Origin of the sequence: Pseudomonas sp. G1002 (genome assembly GCF_013385455.1) — a bacterium.
Taxonomy (GTDB): domain Bacteria; phylum Pseudomonadota; class Gammaproteobacteria; order Pseudomonadales; family Pseudomonadaceae; genus Aquipseudomonas.
Genome location: NZ_JACAPY010000038.1, coordinates 84848 through 97198, shown reverse-complemented (window position 1 = coordinate 97198; position 12351 = coordinate 84848). Strand labels below are relative to the sequence as shown.

Annotated in this window: 11 protein-coding genes; 8 read left to right on the top strand and 3 right to left on the bottom strand. The window is 61.3% G+C overall.

Annotated features, from left to right (window positions below):
• The first annotated feature begins 387 nt into the window (after positions 1 to 387).
• The 6 genes from HX801_RS25335 to HX801_RS25310 all read left to right on the top strand — a co-directional run bounded on the left by HX801_RS25335 (position 388) and on the right by HX801_RS25310 (position 8749).
• Entirely contained in the window at positions 388 to 1761 is a 1374-nt protein-coding gene (locus HX801_RS25335) for a glutamine synthetase family protein (RefSeq protein ID WP_003210664.1), read from the top strand.
• 145 nt (positions 1762 to 1906) lie between these two features.
• Positions 1907 to 2557, top strand: a complete 651-nt coding sequence (locus HX801_RS25330) for a class I SAM-dependent methyltransferase (protein WP_003210665.1) — start codon at positions 1907 to 1909, stop codon at positions 2555 to 2557.
• A gap of 122 nt (positions 2558 to 2679) precedes the next feature.
• Complete coding sequence (gene rnd, locus HX801_RS25325) at positions 2680 to 3813, top strand: ribonuclease D (protein ID WP_003210666.1); 1134 nt, start codon at positions 2680 to 2682, stop codon at positions 3811 to 3813.
• Complete coding sequence (locus HX801_RS25320; protein ID WP_003210667.1) at positions 3810 to 4103, top strand: YcgL domain-containing protein; 294 nt, start codon at positions 3810 to 3812, stop codon at positions 4101 to 4103. Before rnd ends, HX801_RS25320 begins: the two co-directional genes overlap by 4 nt.
• Before the next feature lie 117 nt (positions 4104 to 4220).
• Positions 4221 to 5153 (top strand): D-2-hydroxyacid dehydrogenase, encoded by a 933-nt coding sequence (locus tag HX801_RS25315; protein ID WP_003210668.1) that lies wholly within the window; start codon positions 4221 to 4223, stop codon positions 5151 to 5153.
• A gap of 122 nt (positions 5154 to 5275) precedes the next feature.
• Complete coding sequence (locus tag HX801_RS25310; RefSeq protein ID WP_177022944.1) at positions 5276 to 8749, top strand: hypothetical protein; 3474 nt, start codon at positions 5276 to 5278, stop codon at positions 8747 to 8749.
• A gap of 80 nt (positions 8750 to 8829) precedes the next feature.
• Here the strand turns inward: HX801_RS25310 and HX801_RS25305 are convergent, their stop codons facing one another.
• Positions 8830 to 9429: a nitroreductase family protein gene (locus HX801_RS25305; RefSeq protein ID WP_008437924.1), complete on the bottom strand. Its 600-nt coding sequence runs from the start codon at positions 9427 to 9429 to the stop codon at positions 8830 to 8832.
• A gap of 153 nt (positions 9430 to 9582) precedes the next feature.
• Between HX801_RS25305 and HX801_RS25300 the strand changes: the two genes are divergently transcribed.
• The gene (locus HX801_RS25300) at positions 9583 to 10032 is read left to right on the top strand and encodes a YcgN family cysteine cluster protein (protein ID WP_003210671.1); all 450 of its coding nucleotides are present in this window, start codon (positions 9583 to 9585) and stop codon (positions 10030 to 10032) included.
• Positions 10033 to 10044: 12 nt separating this feature from the next.
• Entirely contained in the window at positions 10045 to 11283 is a 1239-nt protein-coding gene (locus tag HX801_RS25295) for a hypothetical protein (RefSeq protein WP_177022943.1), read from the top strand.
• Positions 11284 to 11389: 106 nt separating this feature from the next.
• Here HX801_RS25295 and HX801_RS25290 read toward each other — a convergent pair whose 3' ends face one another.
• Positions 11390 to 11740: a DUF2892 domain-containing protein gene (locus HX801_RS25290; RefSeq protein ID WP_003210673.1), complete on the bottom strand. Its 351-nt coding sequence runs from the start codon at positions 11738 to 11740 to the stop codon at positions 11390 to 11392.
• Positions 11741 to 11809: 69 nt separating this feature from the next.
• Positions 11810 to 12277 (bottom strand): RNA methyltransferase, encoded by a 468-nt coding sequence (locus HX801_RS25285; protein ID WP_003210674.1) that lies wholly within the window; start codon positions 12275 to 12277, stop codon positions 11810 to 11812.
• Positions 12278 to 12351 lie beyond the last annotated feature (74 nt).

Here is a 12351-nt window from a genome sequence, read left to right as displayed (position 1 = left end):
GCGGTCGGGTCCTTGGGCATGGGCAGGGCCGCCATTATTTGCAAATGTTTAGCCACGGCACAACCAAACTCCATCAAGACTGGATTTAACGGCTTAACCTCGCGTGTGAGGCTGCCCGGCATCTCTTTACTGTGAATCCCGCATGGACGGTTCCCCCGACACACACCCTGAGACATCGCCAGGCGCCACCGCGTCCAGCCGTCCGGATGGTCGTCGAGTCACCGCTGATGCCCTCCCTTCCGAACTCGCCTTCTGGGCGCTCTGGCACTGCCGCCACGCGCGCCCACCGGACACCTTTCTCCTACGTTGATTTGCCCGAATGGATGCCCCGCGCATCTGCCCGGCAGCGCCCGCGCGCCTGCCTGACGCGAACGTATGAGAATGCCCATGAGCACGCCCTTTGCCACCCTGCACGAAGCCCAGTCCTTTCTTGAGCAGAACCCGGATATCGAGATGTTCGAGCTGTTCATCCTCGACAACAACGGTGTGCCTCGCGGCAAACTGCTGCACCGCGATGAACTGCTGGCGGTCTATGAAAGTGGCCGGCCGCTGCCGAGTACCATCCTCGGCCTGACCATCAATGGCGACGACGTGGAGAACTCCGGGCTGGTCTGGGAAGTCGGTGATATCGACTGCCGCGCCTACCCGGTCAGCGGCAGTTTGCAGCGCATGCCGTGGCGCCTGATCCCGACGGCAGCAGTGCAAGTCAGCATGCACCCCACCGAAGGCATGCCCGCTACCGTGGCCGATCCCCGGCACCTGCTGGCCAGGGTGATTGACGACCTCAAGGCCGACGGCTATTACCCGGTGATGGCGGCGGAGCTGGAGTTCTATTTGCTCGACCAGAAACCCGACAGCAACGGCCGCCCGCAACCGGCGCGGGATGTCGACGGCGGGCGCCCGCGCTCGACCCAGGTCTACGGCCTGCGGGAGCTGGAGCAGATCGAACCGTTCCTCGCCGACCTCTACAGCGCCTGCAAACTCCAGGGTATCCCGGCGCGCACGGCGATTTCCGAATACGCCCCGGGCCAGGTGGAAATCACCCTGGAGCATCGCAGCGATGCCCTGCAAGCCATGGACGAGGCGGTGCGTTACAAGCGCCTGGTCAAGGGCGTAGCCCACAAGCACGGGATGACCGCGTGTTTCATGGCCAAGCCGTTCGACGATCTGGCCGGCACCGGCATGCACATGCACGTCAGCCTGGCGGACCGCGACGGCAATAACCTGTTTGCCAGCGAAGCACCCGACGGCACGCCGCTGTTGCGCCACGCGGTGGGCGGCATGCTCAGCACCTTGCTCGACTCGTTGCTGATGTTCTGCCCCAACGCCAACTCCTATCGACGCTTCCAGACCAACAGCTACGCGCCGCTGGCCGCGACCTGGGGCGTGGACAACCGCACCGTCACACTGCGGGTGCCCGGCGGGCCGGCGTTTTCCCGGCATATCGAACACCGTATCTGCGGCGCCGACGCCAACCCGTACCTCGCGGCGGCCGCGATTCTGGCCGGTATCCACCGGGGCATCCGCGAACAGCGCGACCCCGGCGCGCCGGTGGAGGGCAACGGTTATGCCCAGGCCAAGGAGTTGCTGCCCACCGATTGGCTGACCACCTTGCGTGCGCTTGAAGGCTCGGTTTGGGCGCGTGAGGCGTTCGGCGGCGAATTCCTCGGCGTATACCTGGCGGTCAAGCGGGCCGAATACCGTCAGTTCATGGGCGAGGTGGGCGAGCAGGATTGGCGCTGGTATCTGCACCAGGCCTGAAGATGAAGGCGCTGATCACAGACAGTTAACAGACAGGCAGCGGGCTGGATACTGGTTCTGCATTAACGGCGAACAATCCTTCGACCTTTTTTTCACGAGACGGTGGTTAAGCTGCGAATGTCTGATCCATTAACAGAGTCGTGTGATGCCGTCGCAACCGCCGTCTTCCATCGAGATTGAATTTGCCGAACGCGCTGGCCAGCAGCATGCCCTGGTCTGCGCCGACACGCGTCCGCCGGGGCTGTTGCGGCGCCTGGGGTTGTGGCGCGATGAGCAATTGGTGCGCCGTGCACTGAAGATCGCCGGCGAGCCTGGGCTGATTCTCGACCTGGCGTGCGGCTCCGGGCGCTTTTGGCCGGTGCTGGCCGAGCACAGCAACCGGGTGATCCTGGCGTCGGACAATTCCCAGGACATGCTCGACCACGCCCGTACCCACCACGCGCCGGGCTTGCTCAAGCGGATCAAGACCTTCCAGGGCTCGGCATTTTCCATCGGCCTTTCGGCCAACGCGGTGGACTGCATTTTTTGCCTGGAGTTGTTTCGCCATGTGCCAACGGCAGAAGGGCGCCTGGCCCTGCTCGGTGAGTTTCATCGGGTAAGCCGCGACACGGTAATTGTTTCGGTCAACAGCGACAGCGGCTACCGGGCGTTGCAGCCTGGCCCGGCGGCAGTTGCCAGCCACCGGGCGCAAGTGGAGGCGGAGTTTCGCCTGGCGGGTTTCAAGGTCCTCGGTCAACAGGAGTTCATGCCCGGCTCAGCCATGTGGCGGGTGTATGTCCTGCGTAAGAGAGGATAAGTACCGACTGTCGGACTATTCTTCAGCTCCTATAAGAGTTTTCATGGCGGATGCTGTACTGCGAATGCTCGCAACTCCCTTTCGCGATATATACTGCGCGCCATTCTTCAAGGGAGAGCCGTGTGGCCATCGATATTCACTGGATCTGCGACAACGATAGCCTCGGCCAGCACTGCGCCGAATGGCAGCAGTTGCCATTCGTCGCCCTCGACACCGAATTCATGCGGGTCGACACTTTTTATCCCATTGCCGGGCTGATCCAGATCGGTGATGGCGTGCGCGCTTACCTGATCGACCCCCTGACCATCGACAACTGGCAACCCCTGGCCGCCTTGCTGGAGAATCCGGCGGTGATCAAGGTGGTACACGCGTGCAGCGAAGACCTGGAAGTGTTGCTGCGCCTGACCGGCAGCCTGCCGGTGCCGTTGTTCGACACGCAACTGGCGGCGGCCTACCTGAACCTCGGTTTCTCCATGGGCTATTCGCGGTTGGTGCAAGCCGTCCTCGATATCGAGTTGCCCAAGGGCGAGACCCGCTCCGACTGGTTGCAGCGGCCATTGTCCGAGACGCAAATCAGCTACGCCGCCGAAGACGCGGTGCACCTGGCAGAAGTCTACACACGCCTGCGCCCGAAGCTTTCCGACGACAAATACGCCTGGGTCCTGGAAGACGGTGCCGAACTGGTGGCCAACCTGCGCCGCGAAGTCGACCCGTACGAGGTTTATCGCGACGCCAAGCTCGCCTGGAAACTCTCCCGTGCCCAGCTCGCCGTATTGCGCGAACTGTGCGCCTGGCGCGAACAGCAAGCCCGTGCCCGTGACCTGCCGCGCAACCGGATCATCCGTGAGCACTCGTTATGGCCCCTGGCCAAATCCCAGCCGGATAACCTCGCCGCGCTGGGCAAGATCGAAGACATGCACCCGCGCACCGTGCGCCAGGACGGCGAGTTCCTGCTGGGCCTGATCAAGCGCGCCGGCAGCGTGCCCATGGACCAGTGGCCACCGGCGGTTGCCGAGCCATTGCCGGTGGACGCCGCCACGCTGATCAAGCAACTGCGCGCCCTGGGCCAGGCCGAGGCCGAACGCCTGGACATGGCGCCGGAACTGATGCTGCGCAAGAAAACCCTTGAAGCCCTGGTCAAGAGCGGCTACCCCGAGGGGCCTTACCAATTGCCAGATTCGCTGCGTGGCTGGCGCCGCGAACTGATGGGCCAGGCGCTGCTGGACAGCCTGGCCACTGCCGGAGAACAGCCTTGAAACGTATCTGCTCCATCTATCGCAGCCTCAAACGAAACGAGATGTACCTCTACGTGCTGAAAAGCGATGCACTGGAGCGCGTGCCGGAAAGTCTGCTGGCCGCCTTCGGCAAGCCGCACCACGCCTTCGACCTGGTGCTGAGCCCGGAGCGCAAGCTGTCCCGCGAGGACATCACCGTGGTTCTGGAGAACCTCGAAAAGCAGGGTTACCACCTGCAAATGCCGCCGGCCGAGGACGAGTACATCGAACACTTGCCCGAAGAGCTGCTGCGACGCAATGACCCGATGTGATCGGTCAGTGCCCCGTCCGGGGCACATTCATCAATGGAATTCAATTTTTGGCGGCGGCCGCACGGTACAGTGAACTGGACCGGCGGCCGCCTGCAGTGTTTTTGAAAGGTTTGAACCATGCGCGTTCTGATTGCTGAACACGATCACCCGCTGTACGCCCGGCTGCTGCGCGAAGCGGCGCCGGACCTTGAGGTCATGACCAGCGGCGACTCCGCCGAATTGTCGCGCCTGGCGGCCGATTGCCCGGTGTGGCTGGGCCAGCCGGATCTTCTGGCCACCTTGCTGCGCCAGGGGCACCAGCCACAATGGCTGCAATCCACCTGGGCCGGCATTACGCCGCTGCTGGCCGACGGCCTGCCGCGGGATTACCGCCTGACCCGCGCCGTGGGCATTTTTGGCCAGGTGATGGCCGAATACGTGCTGACTTACATGCTTGGCCATGAGCGTGAAGTGCTGGCGCGGCTGGTCAGCCAGGTCGAGCGCAAGTGGGATAACCGCATGGGCCAGAGCCTGGCGGGGCGCAAAGTGCTGATCGTCGGTACCGGTGATATCGGCCGCAGCGTTGCGCAATTCCTGCAGCCGTTTGGCGTTGAGCTGTACGGCATTGCCAGTGAGGCCCGTGAGCAGGCGCCGTTTGTCGAAGTTGCCGGGCTCGACGCGTTGCCGCGCCTGGTGGGTGAGGTGGACTACGTGGTCAACCTGCTGCCTAACACACCGAACACCCACGATTTGTACAATGCGGCGCTGTTCAAGCAATTCAAGCCGACCGGGTTGTTCATCAACGTCGGGCGCGGCGTGGCGGTGGTCGATGCAGACCTGGTGGAAGCGTTGAAGGAAGGCCATCTGGCCGGCGCGGTGATTGACGTTTGCCGTCAGGAACCATTGCCCCAGCGCCATCCGTTCTGGACCGCCTGGGGCTTGCTGCTGACCGGGCACAGCTCGGCGCCGACTTCGCCGGGGATGATGGTGCAATTATTTGTCGAGAATTTGCGCGCGTACCAGGCGCAGGAAACGTTGCGCGGCGAAGTGAGTTTCGAGCGCGGTTACTGACAGCGCGAAGGCCCGGCAACGCGTGTTGCCGGGCGCTTACAAATTTCTGCAAACACTAATCAGATGTTCGTTTCGCAGGCCGTATGTGAGGCTCGTACCCCTCTCCAGATGGGTACATTCTCATGTTGAATGCTGGCACTGTGTCTCTCCCTCCACGGGTAACTCCGCAACTTTCCCTGCTTTCTACCGAGCCGGCGGAGCTCTCTCTATTACCCTCTGCTCTGGGTGCTACGGCCGATCGCGATACGCAGGCCCTCGCCCCAGTCCCCCGGCAATCCGGTCTCACCGCGGCGTTGGGCGACCGCGAGAATCTGCGGACACTGGGCCAGAAGCTCAACGAAATCGCCAGCCGTCTTGGCGTGAATGCCAGCCCTCAAGCGGTGCTGGCCGCGCTGCAAACGACACCGATGCAAATACACCCCGACTCGTCCTACCCGACCCAGGCGGGTAAAGCGGCGACGGTAGAGACCTTTCTCGGAAGTATCGGCTTGGGGTTGCCCACCAATCATTTTCAGCTGACCGGTCATGCCCACGCGGTGAGTGATAGGGCACTGGAGCATCCGCTCGGCAATTTTGGCGGCGGGTTGTCCTGGCCTGTTCCCATGAGCGCCGCTGAACAACGCAGGGTACTGGCGGCGGCTACCGACCATGGCAGCCAGAACCCCAATGCACCGCACATCGGCGCAAGCGTGGGTGTACTGGAATATCTGAACGCGAACCAGCCGTTGTCGGGCGAGGCATTGGCTGATCCTGCCAAGGCACTCGAAACCCTCGTCAGCTCCACCCGCGGGCAGGCACTGGGGCAAGCCATACAAGACCAGCTTGGGGGCGCCGCCTCCGAGACCAGCGTGAACGAGTACGCACTGAGTGCGATCCATCTGCTGCTTGACCCGGAGTCCATCACGGCGCCGCACCGTAACCGCGTGGCGGGTTTCGACCTCGCCCAACAAGCCCATTGGGGCAAGCCGGCTTCGACAGTGCTCGAGCGCCTGAGCACTTACCTGCACGAAAATCACAAGACCAGTCCCGAGATGGCCAAGGCCGGCGCCTATTTGTTACTGGCACGAAAGGCGCCCGAGTTTTTGATCAAGGACATCCCCGACCGCGTGACCTACGGCAGCCCGGCCTGGGTAAGCCTCGCGGTCGCAGCGGCGGCCATAGAGGCGCAGTTCCCCGGAAAGGTGGCGCACATGACCTTTGCCCAAGTCATGTCCAGCGCGGAAAACGCGATCCTGACGAATCGAGCCGCCGCCGAACATGCACAAAAGGCGGCATTGGTGGACTGGGCCGTGGTCAACGGGATCGTCACATGCCAGCCAGGTGATCATTACAGCGACGATGAGATAGACCGTGCAAGGACGGCATTCAACGCACAACTGAAGTCGACGCTTGCGGCTACCGGTTTGTTGGAAGCCGAGATTCCAAGCCGTAAAGACATTGCGTTGGCCCATTTGAAGGAGCGGTTTGGCGAACACGTACCTTTTGAAGAGAAACGACTGAAGGTCGTTGACTCGAAACAACCGTCAGCCCAACCACTTTATGATCCGAACCGGGCGCCCGGCGGGCTTTTCTCGTTGTTGGACATCACCATGAGCGGACTTGGCCAATACCCATGGGAAACCAGGGACCCGAGCATTGCCGAGGCAATCAAAGGCAAGAGCCTGGATTTCAGCGTGAACAAAATCTTCAACGAAGAATTTGAACAAGCAATCACTTCTCGCCAGCAAGGGGTTCGCAGCGTCATCAGGCACCTTGTCGCAACACTGCCCTTGGTCGACCGGGAAAACCTGGAGTTTGCAAAGCTCGAGTTTTTTCAGAAAAACACTTATGAACTGGGCCTCGACTTCATCTCGAAAAAACGGCAGGGCGCGGAAAACAAACTGTGGGTCAAGGCCACCGGAAGGAATGGCAACACCGTTTATGAAATTGATTTGAACGCAGGTGCAATCAAGTCGGTGCCGGCCTCGGAGTTAACAACAAAACGCGAGCGGCAGGCCAACAAGGAGTTCAAGACGGAGCCCTTCAAGCCCAAGACCGTGAGCGAGGCTGCCCTTGGCCAAAAGAGCCAGGACGGCTTGTCAACGCCGCCCCCCAGTTTTTCCAGTGCGCGAACCCAGCACATTGCCGATGCCTTTGTTGAGCATCTTGATCTCGACAGTGATGACATAAAAACCTATGCCCGGGGTGTCACCTCGTTCGATAAACAAATGGCAACCGAGTGGAACGTCACCCACTTTTTTCTTGACCTGATTCCGCTCAGGTCCGCCATCGTGAATTTTTCCAGGGGCAACCACCTGGAAGGTGCCAGTGACCTGGCGCTGGATGTCTTTGGTTTCGTCACGGCGGGCGCGGGTGTGGCGGCGAAAGTGACGAAGGCGGGGGCCAAGGTCGCGAGCGCCGCCGCCAAGGCCATTCAAGTGGCAAAAGTCATCGGTGTGGCTGCCATTCAAGCATTCAACCCATTGGATGGCTTCAGCGAACTGGTCGCGGGCGGTGCCCGGTTGCTGGGCAAAGGCGCCAACTTTGTATGCGCCACGGGTGCAGAGGTGGTCAACAAGCTCAGGGGCGCGAGCGGCAGCTATGACCTGTTGAAGGCTGCGAGTAAACACTATGACGCAGCAGCGACGGGTACCTTCAAGGTCGCCGGGCAAAGCGTTGATGGAGGCGCGGTGCTCCAGAACGGTCGATGGTATGCGTTTGATGTGGACAGGATGCGGCCTTACGGCAGCCCTCTTGAAGGCTTCACCGCAAAAACGAGCGCGATGGATGGGGCGATCATCACCACGCCTGCCGAGCCGGGCAGCGCCCTGAACAACCGGTTGCTTGGCGACTACAGCGTGGCCGAATCGAAAATAGCCGGGCTTGCGCGCAACAGTCAGGGGATCTATGTGGCGGCGGACGGTCACTTGTCCCACATCCGCCATACCGATACTGCCGGCAACACTGCGGTCTACGAAGTGCGGCAAGTGACTCGCACCGCCGACGGTGCCGTACAGGCGCAGATTTATCACAACAACCGGCAAACGCCGCTGCTGGTGCAGCACCTTCAGGGGGACCAATGGCAGCGCCTGGGGGCACGCGGCGGTAACCCGCCTTCTGTGGCATCAGACCTGGGGCCGGAAATTGGCGGGGGCGGTGAGGGGACGATCTACGACAGTCTCGACGGGAAAAGTGTCTATAAGGACTATGGCCCTTCATCCATGACTTCTGCCGACGACTTTGTCGATAACGAGACCCTGTGCCTGAACAGCTATTACGGTGACGGCTTTGCAACCACGATATTTGAAAATGGTCGCCGTTATTTGAAAATGGGCAAGCTGGACGGGGTGGATGTAAATACCCTGGCAAGGGGAAGTTTGCCCCCAGAGGCCAGGCTTTTACTGGATGACGCATTTCGGCGCATGGAACAGAAAAATCTTTACCACAACGATCTGCAGTTAAGTAATTTCCTGTATTCAGCGAGGGATAATAAAATCTATCCAGTGGACTTGAACGCAAACGGTCTTGAAGACATGACACCGTTTCTCGCCAGTATGTACAAGCGTGATCGAGACGAGCTGCGCAGGGCCTATTACGCGCTGATCGCCAAGGCGTAGCTGCACTTGTGGCCGGTGTACCCTGCTGTGATCGCAGCAGCAGGGTTTTGACGTGACCGTCAACGACTGCCAGAGCGTGTTCAGTCCTGGTGGTTGAAGTCGCCTTCGGACACCAGCTCGTTCAATGGACGACGCGGGCTCGGGGTTTCCCGGGCTTGCAGGTAGTCGGCCAGGGTCGATTTGTCGCCGAGCTTGCCAATCGCCACCGCAGCGTGCAGGGCGTAACCTTCAGGAATCTTCAGTTCCTTGCGGGTCAGTTCCTGGTCGAAACCGGCCATGCCGTGGGTGTGCCAGCCGCTGAGGCTGGCTTGCAGCGCCAGGTGGCCCCAGGCCGAGCCGGTGTCAAAGGTGTGCCACAGGGCCGGGGTTTCTTCGGTGGCACCAGGCACGGCAAAGGTCGTCTTCGACGCGACGATCACCAGGGCCGAGGCATGCTGCGCCCAGCCACGGTTGAATTCGTTCAGCAGGCCCAGGAAACGTTCCCAGTTCGGCGTGTCGCGGCGCGCATAGAGAAAACGCCATGGCTGCGAGTTGTAGGCCGAAGGTGACCAGCGCGCGGCTTCGAAGAAGCTCAACAGGGTGTCCACCGGGATGCTTTCGCCGGTGAAGGCGCGCGGCGACCAGCGGTCGGTGAATTGTGGGTGGATCGGATAGTCGGCGACGCGTGGGTTGCTGCTCATTGGGCTGATCCTGATGAAAAACCGGGGTTCAAAACTACTTCGCCGCCGGGTGGCTGACAAGTCTTGTTCTACCGACAGTCGTAAGCGCTTGGCCCCGGGGGCCATGGGCACTAGACTGGCGGCCTTTTAACATACCGATATTGATGTAGAGCCATGGCCGCCAAAGTCGAACCTTTCTGGATCCGCAAAACCCTCGAACAACTCGACCAGGATGAGTGGGAGTCGTTGTGCGACGGCTGCGGCCTGTGCTGCCTGCAAAAGCTCGAGGATGAAGACGACAACAGCGTCTACTACACGCGCATCGCCTGCAAACTGCTGGACCTGAAAACCTGCCAGTGCACCGATTACCCCAACCGTCGCGCCTCGGTGCCCGATTGCATCCAGCTCACTCCGGGCCAGGCCGACCAGTTCAAATGGCTGCCGCCCACCTGCGGTTACCGGCTGGTCAGCGAGCGCAAGGATTTGCCGCTGTGGCACCACCTGGTCTGCGGCGATCGCGACGCTGTGCACCAGGAACGCATTTCCCAGTCCGGGCGCATGCTCAGCGAAGGCAGCGTGCCCGAGGATGACTGGGAGGATTACCTGATTTTTCGTGCAGGCTGAGAAGGAGTGTGTATGACGGTTGGAGCCAGGCTGGCGGCGAGCCTGCTGTTGTTGGTATTGAGTGCGACGGCGTGGGCGGCGAAGAAAGTTGACCTGGACTATCACGTCAAGCTGTTGCCCCAAAGTGATCAGGCAGAAGTGCGCCTGAGCCTGTCCCAGGGCTCGGCGGTGCGCAGCCTCAACTTCGACCTGGGCCGCGACGGCGACTACAGCGACTTCAAGGCCGATGGCCAGTGGCAAGTGTTGCCGGGCAATACCCCGGGTGACAGCCGCGGCCTGTGGCAACCGAGTGCCGACAAGGCCAGCCTGACCTACCGTGTACGCCTCACCCACGCGCGCAAGAAAGGCGTCTATGAAGCGCGGATGACCCCGAGTTGGGCGCTGTTTCGCGGCGAAGACCTGGTGCCCACTGCACGTCTGGATCAACAGGACGGCATTGAACTGGTGTCGCGCCTGGTGTTTGAACTGCCTGCCGGCTGGAAAAGCGTCGAGACGTCCTGGCCGCGCATCGGCAAGAACAAATTCCGCATCGATAACGTTTCCCGCCTGTTTGACCGGCCCACCGGCTGGATGCTCGCGGGTACGCTGGGCAGTCGCAGGATGCGCCTGGGGGAAACCGAAATCACCGTGGCGTCGCCCAAAGGGCAAGGCATGCATCGCATGGATGTGCTGACCTTGCTGACGTTTGTCTGGCCGCAAGTGCAAGCGGCATTCCCACGGCACCCGGCGAAATTGCTGGTGGTGGGCGCCAGTGACCCGATGCGCCGCGGTGCGTATTCGGCGCGGGACTCGATCTACCTCAACAGCCGTACGCCGTTGGTCAGCGAGAACGGCAGCAGCCCGTTGATCCGTGAAGTGGTGCAGGCTATCGGCCGCTTCAACGACCATCAGGGCAGCGATTGGATCAGCGAGGGCTTGGCGCAGTACTACGCCATTGAGCTGATGCGCCGCGCAGGGGGGATCAGCGACGATCGTTATGCCGCCCTGCAGGCCCGGCTGGCCAGCGAAGGCAAGGACGTGACCACCCTGCGGGTCGAGCACGCCAGTAGCGCGACCGTCTCACGAGCGGTGGTGTTGTTGCAGGAGCTGGACCGCGAGATTCGTGTGAAAACCCACAACAAGCGTTCGCTGGATGATTTGACCCAGGCGGTGATGCGCTTGAACAGCATCAGCACAAAGGAATTCGTGCAGCTGGGGGAGAGCATTATTGGCGAGTCGTCGGTAGTACTCGATACCAAACTGCTGCACTGAAACCAAGGTGGGAGCGGGCTTGCTCGCGAAAGCGGTGTATCAGAAACACAGTCAGTGACTGACACTCCGCTTTCGCGAGCAAGCCCGCTCCCACTTTTGATCGGGGTTAACCCACAGTTTTGCTGGCGTTTTCAGCCGCCACTTCAGCCTTGGTCTTGAGGTTTTTCAGTTCCTCACCGGCGCGTTCGATCTTGGTTCGCACGCTGTTCATTTCCTGGCGGCTGCGCTCCAGCAACTCTTTCGCCGAGCTATGCCCGCTGATCCCGCGTGCCAGCGCTACGCCGCCAATCGCCACCTGGATCAAACCGAAAAAGCCGCCACGGCGCAGGCCTTTGCCCATCATCACCACACCGCCAGCCAGGGAGCCGATGCGTTCCCAGCCCTGGACGTTTTGCGTGGGTTGGGGCTCGAACGGGGTGGACCGGATAACGGGTCGCAGGGTTTTGCTGTCGCTCATGATCTGTCTCCAACAAGGGCTGATTGATATGCAGCTGACTGCACACAGGCCGCGGATGTTCCCAAAAAATCAGTATTTGGGGCCCGAACGGGTGTTGTTGCCCTTGGCCAGACGGTCGTAAAGCACCACGTTGACGGTGGCGGCGAGGTTCATGCAACCGGTGGTCGGGATGTAGATCACGTCTTCACACCAGTCGCGAATCTCTTTGTCGAGGGAGCCGTCTTCCGGGCCGAAGATATACAGCGCACGGTCCGGATGGGTGTATTCGGGGAGAGGGCGGGCGCCTTCCACCAGCTCGACGGCGACGGGGATGCAGCCCAGGGGCAGGATCTTTTTCAGGTCGTCGATACCGATCAGCGGAATGTCGTGGTGGACCTTCTTGGTGTCGGTAATAAAGTCCCGGGCCCGCTCATAGCGCTTGCCGGTGTAGAACACCGAGGCCACGCCGTAGCAGCCGGCGGCGCGCATCACCGAGCCGACGTTTTCGGGGGATTTGGGGTTGTACAGACCGATGCAGCTGTAGCGTTTATTGCCCACGGGAGAGGGTGCCTTCGAGAAAAACCGCGATTATACGGGGATTGCTCGAAAGGCGGTCAGTTTGAGCGGCACGT

Bases quoted from the DNA above. Each gene is read 5' to 3' on its own strand.
- HX801_RS25335 (WP_003210664.1), top strand. From the start codon at position 388: ATGAGCACGCCCTTTGCCACCCTGCACGAAGCCCAGTCCTTTCTTGAG.
- HX801_RS25330 (WP_003210665.1), top strand. From the start codon at position 1,907: ATGCCGTCGCAACCGCCGTCTTCCATCGAGATTGAATTTGCCGAACGC.
- HX801_RS25315 (WP_003210668.1), top strand. From the start codon at position 4,221: ATGCGCGTTCTGATTGCTGAACACGATCACCCGCTGTACGCCCGGCTG.
- HX801_RS25310 (WP_177022944.1), top strand. From the start codon at position 5,276: ATGTTGAATGCTGGCACTGTGTCTCTCCCTCCACGGGTAACTCCGCAA.
- HX801_RS25305 (WP_008437924.1), bottom strand. From the start codon at position 9,429: ATGAGCAGCAACCCACGCGTCGCCGACTATCCGATCCACCCACAATTC.
- HX801_RS25300 (WP_003210671.1), top strand. From the start codon at position 9,583: ATGGCCGCCAAAGTCGAACCTTTCTGGATCCGCAAAACCCTCGAACAA.
- HX801_RS25295 (WP_177022943.1), top strand. From the start codon at position 10,045: ATGACGGTTGGAGCCAGGCTGGCGGCGAGCCTGCTGTTGTTGGTATTG.
- HX801_RS25290 (WP_003210673.1), bottom strand. From the start codon at position 11,740: ATGAGCGACAGCAAAACCCTGCGACCCGTTATCCGGTCCACCCCGTTC.